This window comes from Comamonas testosteroni, assembly GCF_000761245.1.
Lineage (GTDB): Bacteria > Pseudomonadota > Gammaproteobacteria > Burkholderiales > Burkholderiaceae_C > Comamonas > Comamonas testosteroni_C.
The window spans coordinates 15,713-35,784 of the sequence record NZ_AWOR01000001.1 but is presented as its reverse complement, the minus strand read 5'-3'; the positions used below and the strand labels follow the sequence as shown (position 1 = coordinate 35,784).

Here is a 20,072-nt window from a genome sequence, read left to right as displayed (position 1 = left end):
CGGCCGGCATCCCCGACCGCTGGAGGCGACTGTAGGCAAACGTTTCAACCCATACAATGCTGTTTCGTAGAATGAAACGCATTGCATCATGAGCAACCCCACCCAATCCGCACAGAAGTCCGGCGACGGCGTCATCGCCGTCACCCGAGCACTGCAGCTGCTAGAGGCCTTTGCGCTGGGAGAATCGCATCTTTCGCTGGCCGAGCTCAGCCGGCGCTGCGGCCTGCACAAGACCACGGTGCTGCGGCTGGCGCGCACGCTGGCCCGCTCGGGCTACATGGTGCAGCGCGAGGACGGGGAATGGCGGCTGGGCCCTTCCTCGGGCTGGCTGGGCGCGCGCTACCAGGCGGGCTTCGATGTGCAGAACGTGCTGGAGCCCGCGCTGCGCGAGCTCACCCAACTCAGCGGCGAGAGCGCCGCCTTCTACGTGCGCGAAGGCCATGTGCGTACCTGCCTGGTACGCGTGGAGGGGCCGCAGGCCCTGCGCCACCATGCGCGCATGGGCGAGGGGTTGCCACTGGACAAAGGCTCGCCGGGCCGCGTCATCCTGGCGTTCTCGGGCGAGCCCGGCGAGATCTACGAGCAGATCCGCCAAAAGGGCTACCACTGCTCCATCGGCGAGCGCGAGCAAGGTGTGGCAACGGTCTCGGCGCCAGTGTTCGGCATGCACTGGCGGCTCATGGGATCGGTCTGCATCTCGGGCCCCTCATCGCGCCTGCCCGAGGCCAGGCTCGAAGCCCTGGCCCGGACCGTGATCGCCGCGGCCAACAAGCTGTCCTATGCGCTGGCCGGCAATTCCGCCACGCCGGCCGCCAGCCCTGTGCGCGCCACGCAGTGGCATCCCTGAGGGCAGGAAGCCGCCCCCGAAAGGATTCATTTCTGTCGAAATGAAGATTCAAAAACAATAGCTTGTCTCGCTTATTGGAATTGGAATTCAGATACTTTCGTATCTGAGTTACTTATCCATCAAGCGGTAAAAGCTATCTTTTTATGCAATGGATGCACTCGGGCGAGCTCAGCGTGCCCAGGCACAGCCGCCGTCCACGACCAGGGTGGAGCCCACCACATAGTCGCCGGCGCGCGAGGCCAGGAAGATGGCGGCGCCGGCCATATCCTCGGGCTCGCCGATACGGCCCAGGGGCACGCGCCCTGCGGCCTCGTCCGCATGGTCGCGCGCGTCCTTGTTCATCTCCGAGGCGAACGGGCCGGGCGCGATGGCGCTGACCACGATGCGCTCGGGCGCCAGGCGCAGGGCCATGCGCTTGGTCAGGTGGATCAGGCCGGCCTTGCTGGCCGCGTAGGAGTAGGTCTCCCAGGGGTTGACCGAGACGCCGTCGATGGAGGCAATGTTGATGACCTTGGCCAGCTGCGCGCCCGCGGCCGACTTGCGCAGCATGGGCGTGAGCGCCTGGGTCAGGAAGAAGGGCGACTTCATGTTCAGGTCCACGACCTTGTCCCAGCCGCTTTCGGGAAATTCGTCATAGGGCGCGCCCCAGGCCGCGCCCGCGTTGTTGACGAGGATGCCCAGCTGGTCTTCGTGCGCCGCATAGGCATCGACCAGCTGCTTCACGCCGTCCATGGTGGACACGTCGGCGGGCAGCGAAACGCAGTGGCCCAGCTCCGACAGCTCGCGCGCCGTCTGGTCGCAGGCCTCGGCCTTGCGCGCCGAGATGTACACGCGCGCGCCCTGGCGCACAAAACCTTCGGCGATCATGCGGCCGATACCGCGCGAACCACCGGTGACAAGAGCCGTGCGGCCCTTGAGCGAAAACATCTGCTGGGTATCCATGGTGCGGTCTCCTTGATGGCCATAAAAAACCGCACCAGCTTATGCAAGGCCCGCCACGCCCGGCGTCGCCTAGGCGCCATGGCCGATGCCAAAGAGAGGGCACCGTCCTGCGCCTCGATCCCGGCTCAGGCCCCACACCTGCCGCCCTACTCCAGTCCCCAGGACACGCCGGCCGCGGCCTCCCACTGCTGCGCAAACCACTCATCGCCACGCAGATAGGCCTGCAGCATGGGCAGGCCGTCCAGGCCCCAAAATACATGGCCGTCCACTACCCAGGCCGGCACGCCGAATACGCCGGCCTGCTGCGCCTGCTCCGTATTGCTGCGCAGCCATTGCTTGACCTCGGCACCGTCCTCCTCATGGCGCAGCTGCTCCTTCAGCTGCTCGCGCAGCTCCTGCAGGCGCTGCGCATCATTGGCCTCATGGCCGCCCTGCCAGACATGCTGCATCACCGCCTGCGCCACAAAGCGGTTGATGCTGCCGTCGCGCCCATGGGCCAGCGCCAGCCGCAGCAGCGGCAACGGCTTGAACGGGTGCCGGGCCGGCATCTGCAGCGGTATGCCCAGCGACCGGCCAAGCCATGTGACATGGCGGTAGGTCCAGGCGCGCTTGGCAGGAATACCGGCCGGTCCGGGGTTGGCATTGCCTTGCAGCAAGGCACCCAGCAGCACCGGGCGGTAGTCCACGTGATAGCTGAGCCCCTGCAGCGCCTGGGGCATCTGCTCCAGCGCCAGCCATGCATAAGGCGACACAAAGTCCAGATAACAGGTGATGTGCTTCATGTCGGCTCTCCTCAAAGGGTGATCAGATCTCGGCTTTGCGCGGGTCCTCGAGACCTGCGCGCTGCAGCAGCTGGCTCCAGATCTGCAGACGCAGCTCGGCATCGCCCTTGGACCAGGCACGAATCTCGTCAATGGTTCTGAAGCAGCCCTGGCAATGGCTGCGGTCCTGCGTCATGCGGCAGACGTTGATGCAGGGCGAAGCCACGGGCTGGTCGGCCTCGGCCCAGACCAGGGCCACCTCGGCCTTGGCGGCCAGTTGCGCCAGCTGCTGAGCCTGCTGTTCCTGAAGAAGTTCGGTACTCATGCCTGCTCCACCACATCCGACCAGGGGGCGGCGGTCAGCGCCTGCAGCTGCGCAGGCGATGCGGGAAACACGCCGTGCGGATGGCCTGCCGCAGCCCACACGGTCTCGAAGCGCTGCAGCTCGGCATCCATCAAGGTCACCAGCTTGGTGGCATGGGCCACGGGGCTGACGCCGCCGATCGAGAAGCCGGTGCTGGACTTGACGAAATCCGCGTCGGCGCGGCCGACCTTGCCCACCAGCTGCGTCACTTTCTTTTCATCGACACGCTTGTCGCCCGAGGTCACGACCAGAACGGCCGCGCCATCGCTCCTGCGCTTGAAGATGACGCTCTTGGCCACCTGCCCGACCAGAATGCTGAGCTGATCGGCTGCCTCCTGGGCGGTACGCGCCGCGCCGTCCAGCATCTGCGGCGCATGCGGATGACCGGCATCCTGCAAAAAGCGGCTGACGCGCTGCACGCCTTCCGGCAGCGCATGAAGTTCTGACCCACACATGATGTTTTCCTGAAAATCGCGCTGCCATCAGGCAGCGTCACGGCCCCTACTGTGCCAGCTTGAGCCTGAGCTGCACCAGCTCCAGCTGCAAATCACGCAGGTCTTTCTGGACATAGGCGATATGTCCGGCACTGTTCTTGGCGTCACGCGCCTCGCGCAGCTCTTTTTTCTTGGCATCGATGCGGCGCTCCAGCTCAAGCACCGACTGCCTGTCCTGATAGCGCTCGCGCGCCGGCGCATAGCCTTGCAAAAACGCGGCCTCCAGCGGCGCCGGGCAATAGCCCGGCTGGAACTTGCGGCCGGCTTCCGCATAGGTCTTGCCGCTGTCGGGAGTGCAGAAATCCTGCAGGCCGCGCAGCCAGCCCTGCTGATAGGCCCGCGCATCCATCTGTACGCCCTGGTCCTTGCAGGCCTTGAAGTGGCGTCTGGCGCGGGTGGACAGGTCCAGCCGGCCGTCCATGGCATCGAGCTGCCCCAGATAGGCCCAGTCCGTGTCCCTGCACTCCTGGGCATCCATGCCGGCGCAGCCGCCCAGCAGGGCAGCTGCCGCCAGACAAAGGGTCAGCGAAAAACGTGATCTTGCTTGCATGGCGGCGATGGTAACAACGCCCATGCCTGCCCGGGCCGGACTTGGCCTCAACCCGCGCGCTTGGTCAGCAAGGCCTTGGCCACGCGCGACTGCGTGGGGCGGCCCAGATGCTCGCTGATGAACTGGCCCGCATCGATCAGCTTGTCGAGGTCGATGCCGGTCTCTATGCCCATGCCCTGCAGCAGATAGACCACGTCTTCGGTGGCCACATTGCCCGTGGCGCCCTTGGCATAGGGACAGCCGCCAAGGCCAGCGACCGAGGACTGGAAGTTCCAGACCCCCAGATCCAGCGCCGCCAGCGTGTTGCTCAGGGCCTGGCCATAGGTATCGTGGAAATGGCCGGACACCCGGTCGAGATCGAAGTGCGCCAGCGTGGCCTCCAGCGCCTTTTGCACCTTGACGGGCGTGCCCACGCCGATGGTGTCGGCCACGTCCACGCGCTGCACGCCGATGCTCTTCATGAGCCCGGCCAGATAGCCCACCTTCTCGGGCGCGATCTCGCCCTCGTAGGGGCAGCCCACGGTGCAGCTCATGGCGCCGCGCACGGCAATGCCGGCCTGAAGGGCCGCCTGCACCACGGGCGCAAAGCGCTCGATGCTCTCGGCAATCGAGCAGTTGATGTTGCGCTGGCTGAAGGCCTCGCTGGCCGCACCGAACACCACGATCTCGTCGGGCTTGCCGGCCAGCGCGGCCTCGAAGCCCTTGAGATTTGGTGTGAGCACCGAATACAGCACCCCGGCTCTGCGCGCTATGCCTGCCATGACTTCGGCGTTGTCCGCCATCTGCGGCACCCATTTGGGCGACACATAGCTGGTGACCTCGATCTCCTTGAGGCCTGCGTCCTGCAGGCGCTGCACCAGCTCGATCTTGATGGCGGCAGGCACAGGCTGCTTTTCGTTCTGCAGGCCGTCGCGCGGGCCCACATCGATGATCTTGACGCGTGCGGGGTATTTCATTTCGTTCTCCTATCGCTTCATTACCTGAACCACTGAACAATCCCCCGTCGCAAGGGCCGCCCCGCAGCGTTGGCGTCGTCCCCCTTCCGCAGAGAAAGGGGGAAGCCGCGCAGCCGCCTAGGCGCAACGGCTCAGGGGGTTAATACCCTTTTCTCAGATCGACTCGACCTGTGACGGGCTCGCCCCGGCTCATGGCGGCGACCTTGCCCACGATCTGGGCAATGCTGTCCGCTGCCAGCGTGCGGGCCGAGGTATGGGGGGTGAGGATGATTCTGGATTGCTTCCAGAACGGATGATTCTCGGGCAGCGGCTCCTCGCGGAACACGTCCAGCATGGCACCGCTGACATGGCCGGACTCGATCTGCGCAATCAGGTCGGCATCGACCACATGGCCGCCGCGCCCCACATTGATCACATAGGCCCCGGGCTGCAGCAGCGCCAGCGTGCGGGCGTTGATGATGTCGCGGGTCTCGTCGTGCAGGGGCAGCAGGTTGACCAGAATGCGTGTCTCGGACAGAAAGCGGTCCAGGCTGTCCATGCCGCTGAAGCACTGGACGCCCTGCAGCTCGCGCGGCGAGCGGCTCCAGCCATTGACCTTGAAATCGAACACCGTCAGCGCCCTGGCCACGCGCTCGCCCATCTTGCCAAGGCCCATCACGCCCACGGGATAGTCCACACGCCTGGGGTTGCGCTGGTGCTGCCACAGGCCCCGCTCCATATCGGCCTCGTACTGATCGAGGCCGCGGAAGAAGCGGATCACGGCCTGGGCCACATACTCGGCCATCTGCACGGCCATGCCCGCATCTTCGAGGCGGTAGACGGGCAGCGCGGCGGGAATGCGCAGCGGCAGCAGCGCATCCACGCCCGCGCCGATGTTGAACATGGCCTTCAGGCCGGCCGCCTGCTCGTCGAGGAACTGCTGGGGCGGTGCCCAGACCAGTGCATAGTCGGCCTGGGGCGCGCCCGGCTCCCAGATGGCAATCTCCGCGCCCGGCAGCGCGTCATGCAAACCTTTGAGCCAGGGCTCCGGCCGCGTATCGTCACAGCAAAATAAGACTTTCATGGATGCCAAGCCTAACGCTTTGCCATACCTGCTGCAGACGCGGATGGCCAATGGACTGCTATCAAAAAAGAAGCTTCTTGCGCTGTACCTGTCTTGATTTCATCATTGAAAGTGACTGAATTCATGGATGCTCCAGCGCAAGCCGCTCTTTTTGTTAAACAGTTCAACCCTGGCCGGATCAGGCGGCCACCTCGATGCGCAGCAGCTCCGCGCCTTCGCTGACCTGGTCGCCGGGCACATACAGCAGCTCCAGCACCACGCCATCGCCGGGGGCGGCAATCGTGTGCTCCATCTTCATGGCTTCCATCACCGCCAGCGGCTGGCCCTTGCTGACCTTGTCGCCGGCCTTGACGGTGAAAGACACCACCTTGCCGGGCATGGGCGCCGTCAGGCGGCCGCCTTCATGGCCGGTATCGCCCGCATGGGTCAGTTGGTCGACCACAGTGATCTGGGTGCTGCCCGCCTCCGTGAAGATGGACAGCTGGTCGCCCTGGGCATGGACCACGACCACCGTGCGCTTGCCGTCCAGGCCCAGCTCCAGCCGGCCGTCGGCCAGTGCGCGCCACTGCAGCGCAGCATCGCTGCGACTCTCGCCCTCGCCAATGCCGAGCTGATAGGTCTGGGGCGCCTGCGTGCCGCGACCATAGGCCAGGCCGGCCGTGAAGTCCTCGCCGCGGTAGGCAAAGCCGAAGGAGCGCACGTAGCGGCCCGACATGCGCCAGCCGTCGCGGCGGCTGAAGGGGTCGGCGCCCTGGCCTGCCTGCTCGCCCTGCAACTGCCAGGCCATGGCAGCGGCGACGGCCAGGTCGCGGCCCACGAAATCCTTGCCGAACAAGGCCTCGCGCTCGCGCTCGATCAGCGCGGTATCGAGCAGGGCGTTGGAGAAAGCCTGGCTCTTCACCACCTGGCGCAGAAACTGCACATTGGTCGTCAGGCCCACGATATGGGTCTGGGCCAGCGCCGCGTCCAGACGCGCCAGCGCCTGGGCACGGTCCTCGCCATGGACGATGAGCTTGGCGATCATGGAGTCGTAGAAGGGGCTGATCGCATCGCCCTCGCGTACGCCGTCGTCCACGCGCACATCGCTGATCTCGAAGCTGCTGCATTCGGGCTTGCGATAGACGGCCAGATGACCGGTGGCGGGCAGGAAGTTGTTCTCGGGGTTCTCTGCGCAGATGCGCGCTTCGATCGCATGACCCTGGATACGAAGCTCCGACTGTGCCTTGGGCAAAGGCTGCCCCGAAGCCACCAGCAGTTGCCACCGCACCAGATCCTCGCCGGTGATGGCTTCGGTCACGGGGTGCTCCACCTGCAGCCGGGTGTTCATTTCCATGAAGTAGAACTTCATGGCTTCGGGCTGGTCGTAGCCGCCGGGCTGCTCGACGATGAACTCCACCGTGCCCGCGCCCACATAGTTCACGGCCTTGGCGGCGGCCACGGCGGCCTCGCCCATCTTCTGGCGCAGCGCGGCAGTCATGCCCGGCGCCGGCGCTTCCTCGAGCACCTTCTGGTGGCGGCGCTGCACCGAGCAGTCGCGCTCGAACAGATAGACGCAGTTGCCCTGTGTATCGCCAAACACCTGAATCTCGATATGGCGCGGACGCAGCACGTATTTCTCGATCAGCACGGCATCGTTGCCGAAGCTGTTGATGGCCTCGCGCTTGCAGGACTCCAGCGAGGCCGCAAAGTCCTCGCTCTTTTCCACCAGACGCATGCCCTTGCCACCACCGCCCGCACTGGCCTTGATGAGCACGGGATAGCCGATGCGGTCGGCCTCGCGTTGCAGCAGCTCGGGGTTCTGGTCGTGACCGTGATAGCCGGGCACCAGCGGCACGCCGGCCTTTTCCATCAGTTGCTTGGACTCGGCCTTGAGACCCATGGCGCGAATCGCGCTGGCGGGCGGGCCGATGAAGACCAGGCCGGCCGCCGCGCAGGCATTGGCAAAGTCCTCGTTCTCGGAGAGAAAACCGTAGCCGGGGTGGATGGCCTCGGCACCCGTGGCTTGTGCGGCTTCGAGAATGCGCTCCCAGCGCAGATAGCTGTCCTTGGGCGCACTGCCGCCGATGTGCACGGCTTCGTCGCAGGCCGCGACATGCTTGGCCCGGGCATCGGCATCGGAATACACAGCCACGGTCTTCACACCCATGCGACGGGCGGTGGCGGCTACGCGGCAGGCGATTTCACCTCGATTCGCAATCAGAATTTTCTTGAACATATCGTCTCCGGTTATCGGTCAAATCACCGCTCAGCGCATATCCATAAAACGCAAGCAGCTATGTTTTTTGCAATGGCTCCTGCGCTTCACCACTGCCGCGCAGGCGTCGAAAAATCGCCTTGAGAAAGCGCCAAAGCGCCCAGATCACCAGCCACATCGCAATCACCACGACCAGCAGCACGGCGGCAAACACCAGCGGGTTGGTCAACGCCAGCCAGATGGCGCCCAGCGACACCGTGTCTTCCGCCAGACTGGCTCCCACGTTGGAGAACGGTTCGGGCGAGGTGTTGATGAGGGCACGCGTCGTGGTCTTGGCCGCCTGGCTGGTCGCGGCCAGCGTTCCGCCCATCAAGGCGGCAGCCATGGCCATGGTGGTGCTGTCGGCAGCAAAGACCGAGGCCGCCAGCGCCGCCCCGGCGGGAATGCGCAGCACGCTCTGGAACAGGTCCCAGACCGAATCGACCACGGGAATCTTGTCGGCAAAGAACTCCACGAACAGCAGACCGCCGCTGATGACCAGCACCATGGGATGCTGCAGCACATGCAGACCGCCGGGCAGCGGCATCAGACCACTTGCACCCAGCAGGCCCACGACAAACACCACGGCATAGAGGCGAAAGCCGCTGGCCCAGCCCAGAGCCGCGGCCAGCGCAAGCATCGAGGCCATGTCCATCTGCCCCACGGCTTGCCCGGCCCTGGCGGCCACATCTGTGACCTGGCCAGCAGCATCGCCCACGGCCCTGGCCGTTTCGGGGTCGATATGCAGGCCGATGCGGTGCAGCCAGTCGATGATGGTTTGCCAGATATCCATGGTGTTCATTCCCTATGTCTCGCCCGAACTCTAAAGCGCCCCGGACACAAGGTTTGTCATCTCATCCGGGCAGCCAGTTGGGTTTGCGCTTGTTGAGAAAAGCCTGCACGCCTTCCTTGCCTTCGCTGCTGGCGCGGATGGTGGCAATCGACTCCACGGTCGCCGCAATCAGCTGCTCGCTGATTTCGCGCTCGGCCATGTCCAGGACCAGGCGCTTGCAGGCCCGCACAGCGGCGGGACCGGCGCTCAGCAAATGCTTGAGCCAGCCGTCGACAACGGCATCCAGCCCGTCGGCCTCGACCACCTCATGCACATAGCCGATGCGATGCGCCTCCTGCGCCGAAAAGCGCTCGCCCGTGAGAAAGTAGCGGTGCGCGGCTCTGGCACCCATGGCGCGGATCACATAGGGGCTGATGGTGGCGGGAATCAGGCCGATCTTGACCTCGCTGAGGCAAAAGCCCGCCGTGTCGGCCGCCACCGCCATATCGCAGCAGGCCACCAGGCCCATGCCGCCCGCATAGACATCGCCCTGTACACGCGCAATCGTGGGTTTGGGGCATTCGTAGATGACGCGCAGCATCTCAGCCAGCAAACCCGCATCGACACGGTTTTCGTCGCGCGAGTAATCGGCCATGCGGCGCATCCAGTTCAGGTCCGCGCCCGCACAGAATGCGGGTCCTTCGGCGGCCAGCACCACGGCGCGCACATCGGCACGCTCGCCGACCTGAAGGAAGGCGGCGGTGATCTCGGCAATCGCCGCATCGCTGAAGGCGTTGCGAATGGCGGGCTGAGCCAGCGTGACGCGGGCGATGCCGCCATCCACGGTCAAAGTCAAAGCAGTCATTGCTTGTCTCCCAGTGAGTTAGGGCTTTGCAGTTGCGCAGCCGCCGTACCCGGCAGCTGCTGCATGAGGAATTCACGGACCTGCGGCAACCATTGCCCGATATTGGCGGCACGGTCAAAGAACTGGTGTCCCTCCGCGCCGCTGGATGGAGCAAACACCAGTTTCAGGTTCTGGCCTGTGGCCAGATAGCTTTCAGCCATCTTGCGCACCAGCGGCGGGCGAAAGTAGCTATCGTTCTCGGCATAAATCCACAGCTGGGGCACACGACTGGTGGCGGCAAAGCCGGCCACGGTCTTGAGCAGTTGGGCCTCGCCGCAAACCGCGGCTTTCTCACGCATCTGCTGCTGTGAGCCCCGGCCGCCGGCAAAGTTGACGACGCCGCGCAAGCCCGCGGGCTGCTGCGCCGCCAGAGCCAGCGATGCAAAGCCGCCGGCGGACTTGCCCAGCAGCAGCACTTGCGAGCCATCGACATAGGGCAGCTTTTGCCCGTAAGTCATGATGGCAGCCACATCGCGCGCTGCCTCCTGGGCCGCATGGGCGTAGTCGGGGGCATCACAGCTGCCGTAGCGGTCTGCGAGGGGACCGTCCGATGCCCCATAGCCGCGGCGCAAACCCGTCACCACCACATAGCCCAGCTCGGCCAGAGCGCGCGCCTGAGGACCGTAGCGATCGGTCATGGCTTCGCGCGCCTCTTTGCCGCTGGGTGTGCCATGGCTGAGCACGATCAATGCCCAAGGACCCTGCCCATGAGGACGATAGACATGACCTGCCAACTCGGCGCTGTGCGCGGGCGAATCGCCGCTTGCTGGCACCCAGACCGGAATGCGCGCATCCATGCGCTGCACCGCTGGCTCGGCAGCGCCAACCATGGGCATGGCCAGCGCAGCCGACAGCAGGACTGGCGGCAAGCAGGTGAGGAAATGGCGACGCGACATGATTGACAGCCTCTGCCCGCTTACATGCGGAATACGCCGAAGCGCGTGTCCTCAATCGGCGCATTGCGTGCCGCAGCCAGGCCCAGCGCCAGCACGCGGCGCGTGTCGGCGGGATCGATCACACCGTCGTCCCAGAGACGCGCCGTCGCGTAATAGGGATGGCCCTGATCTTCATACTGCTGGCGGATAGGTGCCTTGAAGCGCTCCTCTTCATCGGCACTCCAGCTGCCGCCCTTGGCTTCTATGCCGTCGCGCTTGACGGTGGCCAGCACACTGGCCGCCTGCTCGCCGCCCATGACGCTGATGCGCGCGTTGGGCCACATCCAGAGGAAACGGGGCGAATAGGCGCGGCCGCACATGCCGTAATTGCCCGCGCCAAAGCTGCCGCCGATGATGATGGTGAACTTGGGCACCGCGGCCGTGGCCACGGCCGTGACCAGCTTGGCACCGTGGCGGGCAATGCCTTCGTTCTCGTATTTGCGCCCGACCATAAAGCCCGTGATGTTCTGCAGGAACACCAACGGAATCTTGCGCTGGCAGCACAGCTCGATGAAGTGTGCGCCCTTGACGGCCGACTCGGAGAACAAGATGCCGTTGTTGGCGATGATGCCGACCTGCATGCCCTCGATGCGCGCAAAGCCGCAGACCAGGGTGTTGCCGAAGCGGGCCTTGAACTCGTCGAACTGGCTGCCGTCCACGATGCGGGCAATGATCTCGCGCACATCGAAGGGCTTGCGCGTATCGACGGGAATCACGCCATACAGCTCTTCGCTCTCGAAGAGGGGCGCCGCTGGCGCATGATCGGTCTGAGACGCGGGCTTGCCCTTGTTCAGGTTCGCCACCGCCTGGCGCGCCAGCGCCAGCGCATGCAGGTCGTTCTCGGCCAGATGGTCGGCCACGCCCGACAGACGCGTGTGCACATCGCCGCCGCCCAGGTCCTCGGCACTGACCACCTCGCCGGTGGCCGCCTTGACCAGGGGAGGGCCGCCCAGAAAGATGGTGCCCTGGTTCTTGACGATGATGGACTCGTCGCTCATGGCCGGCACATAGGCGCCGCCTGCCGTGCACGAGCCCATGACCACGGCGATCTGGGCGATGCCCTGCGCGCTCATGTTGGCCTGGTTGTAGAAGATGCGGCCGAAGTGCTCGCGGTCGGGGAAGACCTCGTCCTGATTGGGCAGATTGGCACCGCCCGAGTCCACCAGATAGATGCAGGGCAGACGGTTCTGCGCGGCCACCTCCTGCGCGCGCAGATGCTTTTTCACCGTCATCGGGTAGTAGGTTCCGCCCTTCACGGTGGCGTCGTTGCAGACGATCATGCAGTCCACGCCGCTGACGCGGCCCACGCCCACGATCACGCCGGCGCCCGGCGCATCGTTGTTGTACATATTGAGCGCGGCCAGCGGCGACAGTTCCAGAAACGGCGTGCCGGGGTCCAGCAGCCGCTGCACGCGCTCGCGCGGCAGCAGCTTGCCGCGCGCCACATGCTTGGCGCGTGCTGCTTCGTTGCCGCCCAGTGCGTTCTGATCGCAGCGTGCGTGCAGCTCATTGACCAGCGCCTGCATGGCGGCAGCGTTGGCCAGGAAATCTGCCGAACGCGGATTCAGTTGTGTACCCAGAATGCTCATCGCTTGCCCTTAAAAAATGATTGCCCCTGAGCGGCTGCGCCGCTTCCCCCTAGGGGGACGACGGCCTTGCGGCGGGGTGGCCCTTGCCGGCCGTCCCGTGCTTGGCACACGCTTGCTTCATGGGTTACGGCTCGTCCTTTGCCGCTTGATAACTGATGTGAGAACTTGGTTTTTTTCTTGCTCGGACACAGCACTGCCACGGCAGTTGAAGAAAATGCCTCATGCACGCTGTTGAAACCGTTTTGCTTGTCTTGCTGCTGGGAGCACTGACAGGCATTGTGGCCCGCTATATCCGGGCCATCCCCCTGCCTCTGATTCAAATCGCACTGGGTGCGCTGATTGCCTGGCCGCAAGCCGGCCTGCACATCGCGTTCGACCCGGAGCTGTTCCTGCTGCTGTTCATTCCGCCGCTGCTGTTTGCCGACGGCTGGCGCATCCCCAAGCGTGAATTTTTCGCACTGGCCAAACCCATCTTGCTGCTGGCCCTGGGCCTGGTTCTGTTCACCGTACTGGGCCTGGGCTATCTCATCCACTGGATGATTCCCGAGATTCCGCTGACCGTGGCCTTTGCCCTGGCCGCCGTGATCTCGCCCACCGATGCCGTGGCCGTTTCGGCCATCACGCGCAATCTGGGGATGCCAGAGAAGACCATGCATGTGCTGGAGGGCGAGTCGCTGCTCAATGACGCATCGGGCCTTGTGGCGCTGAAATTTGCGATTGCAGCCACACTGACCGGCATGTTCTCCTGGGGCGAAGTCGCCAAGGAGTTCACCTGGATGGCCGTCGGCGGCCTGGGAGTGGGGGCGCTGATAGGCTGGGGCTTCAGCCATGCGCGCGGCACCATCACACGCCGCCTGGGTGACGTAGCCGCCACGCAGATGGTGTTGCTGCTGGTGCTGCTGCCTTTTGCCGCCTATATCGTGGGCGAAAAAATCGGTGTCTCCGGCATTCTGGCTGCCGTGGCCGCAGGCATCGCCACCAATTTCGCCGATCTGGAGCGCAGCAGCTATATCAGCGAACGCCTGCAGACCGAAGGCACCTGGAGCATGGTGGAAGCTGCCTTCAACGGCGCCATCTTCCTGCTGCTGGGCCTGCAGTTGCCATCCATCATCGGCGTGCCGCTGCATCAGGCCGGCCATGACTGGTGGATTTTGGTCGGCTATGTGGCCGCGATTTCGTTTGCGCTGCTGCTGATGCGCTGGATCTGGCTGGTGCTGGGTGTGCATGGCTCGCTGCTGCGCGCCCACCGGCAGGGCAAGATGACCGAACGTCCCTCCAAGCTGCTGAACCTGGCCACCACGCTGGCCGGCATTCGCGGCGCGGTCACGCTGGCCGGTGCGCTGTCCGTGCCCATGCTGCTGAACAACGGCCAGCCCTTCCCGGGCCGCGACATGCTGGTCTTTCTCGCCACCGGCACCATTTTGTTCACGCTGGTGATCGGTGCCGTGGGCCTGCCCATCGTGCTGCGCCATCTGCCCCCGCACGAAGAGTCGCCCACCGTGCGCGAGGAGCGCCTGGCCCGCGAACAGGCCTGCATGGCAGCCATGGCCAAGCTCACGCTGAGCGAGGAAGAAATGCAGCGCCGCGACCCCGAATGGGTGGCGATGCGCCAGGAGGTCAACGGCCATCTGACCCAGGAATACCGCAACCGCATCCAGTTGCTCGACGACGGCAGCGGCGCCGCGCAAAGCATAGAGCTGCTGCGCGAAGCGCCCGAAGTCGTGCGCCAGCGCAAGCTGCGCTATGTGATGGAGATCGAAACCCGCATCGAGTGCATTCATGCCGAGCGGGACTTTTACTACGCCGAAAGACAGGCCCACCGCATCAACGACGAATCGCTGCGCAGCCTGGTCAGCGAGCTGGACATGCAGGAAATCGCCATGCGCAAGCGCCTTGCGGTCGCGCGCCGTGCCGCCGGTCTGCCCATGACCAGCAATCACTCCAACCACTAAGTCGGAGACGCCCAGCAAGAGCCGCCTCGCGGCAAGGGCTTCGTCCCCCTTGGGGGGCACCCGGCGCAGGGAAGTCGCGAAGCGGCACAGGGGGTAGTCCATTTTCAGGCCGTCTTGATGACGCGCAGATCCAGCAACTCGATCATCTCGTCGCGAATCCTGAACTTCTGTATCTTGCCCGTCACCGTCATCGGGAAGGCCTGGACAAAGCGGATATAGCGCGGCACCTTGTAGTGCGCGATCTGCCCCTTGCAGAAGTCGCGGATCTCGTCCTCGCCGAGTTCCTGGCCGGGCTTGACGATGATCCACGCACACAGCTCCTCGCCATAGCGCACATCGGGCACTCCCACCACCTGCACATCCTGCACCTTGGGGTGGCGATAGAGGAATTCCTCGATCTCACGCGGGTAGATGTTCTCGCCGCCACGGATCACCATGTCCTTGATGCGGCCCACGATATTCACATAGCCTTCGGCGTCCATGGTCGCCAGATCGCCGGTATGCATCCACTGCTCGGCGTCGATGGCCTCGCGGGTCCTGGCCTCGTCTTCCCAGTAGCCGTGCATGACGGAATAGCCACGCGTGCACAGCTCGCCCGACTGACCCGGCGGCATGGTCTCGCCCGTGGACGGATCCACAATCTTCACCTCCAGATGCGGCTGCACCTTGCCCACGGTGGCCACGCGTTTTTCCAGCGGCGTGTCGGCATCGCTCTGGCAGCTCACGGGACTGGTTTCCGTCATGCCGTAGGCGATGGTGATCTCGCTCAGATGCATGTCGCGCACCACGCGCTTCATCACCTCGATGGGACAGGGCGAGCCGGCCATGATGCCGGTGCGCAGCGTGGACAGATCGAACTCGGCAAAGCGCGGATGATCGAGCTCGGCAATGAACATGGTGGGCACGCCGTGCAGACCCGTGCATTTCTCGGCCTGCACCGCTTCCAGCACGGTGAGGGGGTCAAAGCCGTCATTGGGATAGACGATGGTCGAGCCATGGGTGAAGCAGGCCAGATTGCCCAGCACCATGCCAAAGCAGTGATACAGCGGCACGGGGATGCAAAGCCTGTCCTCGGGCGTGAGGCGCATGCATTCGCCAATGAAAAAGCCGTTGTTGAGGATGTTGCGGTGCGTCAGCGTCGCGCCCTTGGGAAAGCCCGTGGTGCCGCTGGTGAACTGGATATTGATGGGGTCGTGGTTGCTGAGCGTGGCGGCAATGGCATCGATGCGCTCATCCGCACTGGTTCCTTGTGCCATCAGCTGCGAAAAGCGCAGCATGCCGGGCTGCTCGGCGTCCTGATCCACTGCACCTGAGCCGGCCGAACCTGAGCCGGCAGCACCTGAGCCGGTCGCATCAATCCACACCACGGTGCGCAAGGCCGGCAGGCGTTTGGATTGCAGCTGGCCTGGCGCGCAGCTCGCCAGCTCGGGCGCCAGCTCGCGCAGCATGCCCAGATAGTCGCTGGTCTTGAACCGCGGCATGGACACCAGCGCCTTGCAGCCCACCTTGTTGAGTGCATATTCGACTTCGGCGGTGCGATAGGCAGGGTTGATATTGACCAGCACCAGACCCACCTGAGCCGTGGCCAGCTGCATCAGCACCCACTCTGCGTTGTTATGGCTCCAGATACCCACCCGGTCGCCTTTGAGCAGCCCTTGCGACAGCAGCGCGCTGGCCAGCTGGCGCGCGGCCACATGCAGCTGGGCATAGCTGTAGCGCAGACCCTGATGACGGCTGACCAGCGCATCACGCGAGCCCTGGCGCTGTGCCATTGCAGCAAAAAAATCGCCAATGGTCTGCTCGATCAGCGGCACATCCGTGCGCCCCTTGGCATAGCTGGCAGTCAGCGCGTTCACTTGCGATGGCATGGTCTTGTGTCTCCTTGCGTGCCGGCAGCCACCTGCGAACTGGCTGCGCAGCGTCCATTCAGCACCGTTTTCTGCGCCTCAGAATAAGGGCAAGCCCTGTCCATAAGAGGTCACAAAGGTTGCAATAATTGCCAAATGCTCACCCCCTCTCTGGTCAAGACTCCACTGCCACACCATGCCAGCTCCGTGCTCAAATCGCACCCGGCAATTACCCCCATGGCGTTTGTTCAAGCCATTGTCCGCGCCTATGAAGCAAGGCAGATGTCAGCGCTAGGCGCTCTGGAAAAGGCACAAATCCCGCCAGATCTGATTGACGATGCCGACGAGCGCATCACGGCCCTGCAGATGGAGGCACTATCCGACGCAGCCATGCGCGAGCTGGACGATGAAGCCCTGGGATGGTTCGAGCGCCGCCTGCCCTGGGGCAGCTACGGCATGCTGGCCCGCGCCAGCATCAGCGCGCCGCAGCTGGGTCTGGCATTGGCGCGCTGGTGCCGGCATCACGGACTGATTGCGCAGGACCTGCAGCTGCAGCTCAGCGAGCAAGCCGGCATTGCCACCCTCACCCTGCATGAAAGCCGCCCGCTGGGAGGCATGCGCGAGTTCTGCATGGTGTCGGTGCTGCGCAATATCCACGGCTTTGCCAGCTGGCTGATCAACGAGCCGATCAGCCTGCTGCATGCCAGCTTTCCGTTTTCCGAGCCCGCGCATGCCAGCGTCTACAAGGTGCTGTTCGCACCAGGCAGCATCGCTTTTGATGCCCCCGTCGCCAGTCTGCAGTTTGAAGCACGCTGGCTGCAGGCGCCGCTGGCGCGCGACGAGGCGGCCCTCAACCGCATGCTGCAGCGCGCCTTGCCGATCCAGGTGCGCCCCTACCAGCGCGAGAAGACTCTGGTGCAGCGCGTGCGCCATCTGCTGGCCGCCAGCGGGGAAGAGCAGCAGACGGCTGAAACGCTGTCCCGCCAGCTGCATCTGTCGCAGCGCAGCCTGCACCGCCAGCTCAAGGAAGAAGGTATTTCGCTGCAGGCCCTCAAGGACGATATCCGGCGTGAACGTGCGATTGCGCTGCTGCTGCGCACCAGTCGCCCCATCAAGCGCGTGGCCCAGGCCTGCGGCTTTCTCAACGACAAGAGCTTTATCCGCGCCTTTCGCCTCTGGACAGGGCTGTCCCCTTCGGAATTTCGCAAAACCGCCGGCCAGCGTGCCGTCTGACGCAAGGAGCTCTCCATGCAGGAATCCTCAGAAAACTGGCAGGCAATCGCTGATGGGGTATGGGCGCTCAGCTATCACTTCAGCAATGCAGGGTTGAAGGTCAGCACACGCATGACGGTGATCCGGCTGGCCGACGGCAGCCTGTTCTCGCACTCTGCAGTGCCGCTGACGCAAGTACAGAAAGCGGCGCTCGACGCCCTGGGACCGCTGCAGCACATCGTCGCCCCCAGCGCCATGCACCACTTGTTCGTGGGCAAACTGGCCAGGCTTTATCCACAGGCCCGGATCTATGGCACACAGGGCGTGCTGAGCAAGCGCCCGGACCTGCCGCTGCTGGAGCCCTTGCCGCCGGATGCCGAAGCGCCCTGGGCCGGCGAACTGCAATGCCTGCCGCTGGACGGCCTTCCCATGCTCGACGAGACGCTGTGGTTCCATCCGGCCAGCGGCAGCCTCATCGCCACCGACGTGCTGCAATGCTGGCAAGGACCGCTGAGCCTGCCGGTACGCATGTATCTGGGCCTGACGGGCGGGCATGAGCGCCTGACCGTGCCGCGCACCGTGCGCCTGCTGGTCAGGGACAGGGCCGCCGTGCGCAGCTGGGTGAAGCGGGTCGAAAACTGGCCCGTACAGCGCGTAATCCTGCTGCACAACAGCGTGATCGACGATCAGCCCATGAAGCAGCTGCGCGAGGCGCTGTCGATCTGGGACTGAGCTTTAGCGCAGGTCGTGATCGTCGACATCGCCGGCAGAGGCGCTGGCGGCACTCCTGCGCACGGCCTCGAACATGGCGGGCAGATCGCCCATGTCGCCGAACACGCAGGCGGCACCAGCCTCGAGCAACTGCTCTGCCGAGGCATGGCCCTGATCGGCAGGGAAATAGCCCCAGACGGTGGCACCGGCGGCCACGCCGGCCTGTACGCCGGTCATGGTGTCCTCGATCACCAGGCATTTGGCAGGATCAGCGTTCAGCGCCTTTGCCGCTGCCAGATAGACATCGGGGAAGGGCTTGCTGCGCGGCATTTCATGGCCGCTGTAGACATGACCTTCGAAATAGGGGGCCATGCCCACTTTGTCGAGCTGCATCTCCACCTTGGCACGGTCCGCACCAGAGGCGCAGGCAATGCGACCGTTACACAGCGCATGCAGCTGGCTGACGGCCTGCACCGCACCATCGATGGCCACCAGCTCGGCACGCAGCGCGGCATTGCGGCGCTCGTAGAACTCTGCCATCCAGGCATCGGTCAGCGGCTTGCCGGTATGTGCCTCGATCACGGCCGCCTGGCTGCGCACCGTCTTGCCGATGAAGTCGCGTGTGCACTGCTCCTGGCTGATGGCCCAGCCGGATTCGTTGAGCATGGTGCACAGCACGCGATTGGTGATGGATTCGCTGTCCACCAGCACACCATCACAGTCGAAAAGCACAGCGTCAAAAGCAGTCATGGAAACATTACCAGCGCATCAGGGGATGCAAAAAAGGCGCCCAACGGCGCCTAGTATCAAGAAACAGAGGGAGTAATTATGCGCTCACGCCCTTTTCGAGTTCAGGGGAAGGTCACTCCTGCCAGCGGATTGATCAACCACGCGCTGTTCTTGACGTAGATGGTGCTGGTCTTGCCGTCTGCGGTCATGATGCCGCTGAAATAGAAGAAGCCCTTGGCCGCATTGGCATTCATATTGTTCAGCTGGGTCGTGAGCGAGTCACTGCCTGCCGAGGCCTCGACCAGATACTCGATGGCGCCATTCTGTGCGGAGCTTTTCTCGAAGACATCCACATAGTTCATGTTCATCGGGTCGCTGCCCAGCCCCTGCGTGCCGCGGATGAACCAGCCATCCGCGCCCTTTGGTGCCAGACGGGTTCTCATCGCTGCGGCATCGGCGGCAGAGGATGCGCTGCCGAGCTTGTCGACCTGATAGGTATAGGTGACGCTGTCGTTGCGCTTGGCATACAGGCTGAACAGCTCGTTGTTGACGATCTGGGGACCCAGATAGCGATAGCCTTCAGCCCCTTGTCCGTTGAGCTCCGTGGCAAAGGCTTCGGCGGTCGTGGCTACGGGCGTCACCGTTCTGTAGCTGAACTGGTCGCTACGGCTGTTGTCCTTGACATAGACGCTGCGGATGTCGCTGACATCGCTGAACACGGCGTCGGACTTGTACATATAGCCGCTGCTGCCCTGTTGGTTCAGCTGAGCCAGAAAGGCCGTGCGCGAAGGCTGCGCCGCGGGATTGACATAGCTGAACTTGCGCCCGGCATGCGCGGTATCCGTGAGATAGAAGTCGCCGATCTCCGAACCGGTCGGACCGACCGAGCCCGCCAGGGAGCTGAACAGCGCATAGCCGTCGGCCCCCATGCTGTTGGCGGCATCCTGCATCTGCGCATGGCTGGTGGCGGTCTGGCCGCCCATCTTGTAGGTTCCTGTGACGGCCTGATTGCCGGTGCCGCCACCGTTGCCACCTCCGGTATTGCCTCCTCCCGTATTGCCTCCGCCGCCTTCGGAGCCACCTCCTCCGCCATTGCTGCCGCCGCTGCCGCCATCTCCACCACCGCCGCCGCAGGCGGCCAGGGTGGAAATCAGCAGCAAGGCTGCAGTTCTACGGGTGATTTGCATAAGAGATGGCACGGGCTGCTCCTC

General features: G+C 64.4%; 19 protein-coding genes. 4 read left to right on the top strand and 15 right to left on the bottom strand.

Features of this window, described 5'->3' with window-relative positions:
* Nucleotides 1-88: 88 nt before the first annotated feature.
* Nucleotides 89-847: an IclR family transcriptional regulator gene (locus P353_RS00175; RefSeq protein WP_034364090.1), complete on the top strand. Its 759-nt coding sequence runs from the start codon at nucleotides 89-91 to the stop codon at nucleotides 845-847.
* 168 nt (nucleotides 848-1,015) lie between these two features.
* On the opposite strand, the gene P353_RS00170 is transcribed toward P353_RS00175, so the two are convergent.
* From P353_RS00170 to P353_RS00115, 12 genes are all read right to left on the bottom strand, one after another.
* Complete coding sequence (locus P353_RS00170) at nucleotides 1,016-1,789, bottom strand: glucose 1-dehydrogenase (protein ID WP_034364088.1); 774 nt, start codon at nucleotides 1,787-1,789, stop codon at nucleotides 1,016-1,018.
* Between the two features lie 146 nt (nucleotides 1,790-1,935).
* The gene (locus tag P353_RS00165) at nucleotides 1,936-2,571 is read right to left on the bottom strand and encodes a 2-hydroxychromene-2-carboxylate isomerase (RefSeq protein ID WP_034364086.1); all 636 of its coding nucleotides are present in this window, start codon (nucleotides 2,569-2,571) and stop codon (nucleotides 1,936-1,938) included.
* Between the two features lie 22 nt (nucleotides 2,572-2,593).
* Nucleotides 2,594-2,875 (bottom strand): DUF1289 domain-containing protein, encoded by a 282-nt coding sequence (locus tag P353_RS00160; RefSeq protein WP_034364085.1) that lies wholly within the window; start codon nucleotides 2,873-2,875, stop codon nucleotides 2,594-2,596.
* Nucleotides 2,872-3,369, bottom strand: a complete 498-nt coding sequence (locus P353_RS00155) for a YbaK/EbsC family protein (RefSeq protein ID WP_034364083.1) — start codon at nucleotides 3,367-3,369, stop codon at nucleotides 2,872-2,874. Before P353_RS00155 ends, P353_RS00160 begins: the two co-directional genes overlap by 4 nt.
* 46 nt (nucleotides 3,370-3,415) lie before the next feature.
* On the bottom strand, nucleotides 3,416-3,958 hold the full coding sequence (locus tag P353_RS00150; RefSeq protein ID WP_232776185.1) for a DUF2799 domain-containing protein: 543 nt from the start codon (nucleotides 3,956-3,958) through the stop codon (nucleotides 3,416-3,418).
* 47 nt (nucleotides 3,959-4,005) lie between these two features.
* Entirely contained in the window at nucleotides 4,006-4,914 is a 909-nt protein-coding gene (locus P353_RS00145) for a hydroxymethylglutaryl-CoA lyase (RefSeq protein WP_034364080.1), read from the bottom strand.
* Nucleotides 4,915-5,053: 139 nt separating this feature from the next.
* Nucleotides 5,054-5,977 carry a 2-hydroxyacid dehydrogenase gene (locus tag P353_RS00140; protein ID WP_034364078.1) on the bottom strand — a complete coding sequence of 308 codons (924 nt, stop codon included), beginning with the start codon at nucleotides 5,975-5,977 and terminating at the stop codon, nucleotides 5,054-5,056.
* A gap of 178 nt (nucleotides 5,978-6,155) precedes the next feature.
* Nucleotides 6,156-8,192 (bottom strand): acetyl/propionyl/methylcrotonyl-CoA carboxylase subunit alpha, encoded by a 2,037-nt coding sequence (locus tag P353_RS00135; protein WP_034364075.1) that lies wholly within the window; start codon nucleotides 8,190-8,192, stop codon nucleotides 6,156-6,158.
* Between the two features lie 58 nt (nucleotides 8,193-8,250).
* A complete protein-coding gene (locus tag P353_RS00130; protein ID WP_034364073.1) occupies nucleotides 8,251-9,003 on the bottom strand; it encodes a DUF4126 domain-containing protein in 753 nt (250 codons plus the stop codon).
* A 61-nt stretch (nucleotides 9,004-9,064) separates the two neighbouring features.
* A complete protein-coding gene (locus P353_RS00125) occupies nucleotides 9,065-9,847 on the bottom strand; it encodes an enoyl-CoA hydratase/isomerase family protein (protein WP_034364070.1) in 783 nt (260 codons plus the stop codon).
* Nucleotides 9,844-10,782, bottom strand: coding sequence for an alpha/beta hydrolase family protein (locus P353_RS00120; RefSeq protein ID WP_034364068.1), 939 nt, complete (start codon nucleotides 10,780-10,782; stop codon nucleotides 9,844-9,846). The genes P353_RS00125 and P353_RS00120 overlap by 4 nt, the downstream gene beginning before the upstream one ends.
* A 20-nt stretch (nucleotides 10,783-10,802) precedes the next feature.
* A complete protein-coding gene (locus P353_RS00115) occupies nucleotides 10,803-12,410 on the bottom strand; it encodes a carboxyl transferase domain-containing protein (RefSeq protein ID WP_034364065.1) in 1,608 nt (535 codons plus the stop codon).
* 221 nt (nucleotides 12,411-12,631) lie between these two features.
* Here P353_RS00115 and P353_RS00110 point away from each other — a divergent pair, with 221 nt between their 5' ends.
* Nucleotides 12,632-14,362, top strand: coding sequence for a Na+/H+ antiporter (locus P353_RS00110; protein ID WP_034364063.1), 1,731 nt, complete (start codon nucleotides 12,632-12,634; stop codon nucleotides 14,360-14,362).
* Nucleotides 14,363-14,466: 104 nt separating this feature from the next.
* Here the strand turns inward: P353_RS00110 and P353_RS00105 are convergent, their stop codons facing one another.
* A complete protein-coding gene (locus P353_RS00105) occupies nucleotides 14,467-16,230 on the bottom strand; it encodes an AMP-binding protein (protein ID WP_034364060.1) in 1,764 nt (587 codons plus the stop codon).
* Nucleotides 16,231-16,365: 135 nt separating this feature from the next.
* On the opposite strand from P353_RS00105, the gene P353_RS00100 reads away from it, so the two are divergent.
* Both P353_RS00100 and P353_RS00095 read left to right on the top strand, forming a co-directional pair.
* Entirely contained in the window at nucleotides 16,366-17,442 is a 1,077-nt protein-coding gene (locus P353_RS00100) for an AraC family transcriptional regulator (protein ID WP_034364058.1), read from the top strand.
* A 15-nt stretch (nucleotides 17,443-17,457) separates the two neighbouring features.
* Nucleotides 17,458-18,153: a DUF4336 domain-containing protein gene (locus P353_RS00095; RefSeq protein ID WP_034364055.1), complete on the top strand. Its 696-nt coding sequence runs from the start codon at nucleotides 17,458-17,460 to the stop codon at nucleotides 18,151-18,153.
* Between the two features lie 3 nt (nucleotides 18,154-18,156).
* Here the strand turns inward: P353_RS00095 and P353_RS00090 are convergent, their stop codons facing one another.
* A complete protein-coding gene (locus tag P353_RS00090; protein ID WP_034364053.1) occupies nucleotides 18,157-18,882 on the bottom strand; it encodes an HAD family hydrolase in 726 nt (241 codons plus the stop codon).
* 101 nt (nucleotides 18,883-18,983) lie between these two features.
* On the bottom strand, nucleotides 18,984-20,048 hold the full coding sequence (locus tag P353_RS00085; RefSeq protein ID WP_232776184.1) for a hypothetical protein: 1,065 nt from the start codon (nucleotides 20,046-20,048) through the stop codon (nucleotides 18,984-18,986).
* Nucleotides 20,049-20,072: the final 24 nt, after the last annotated feature.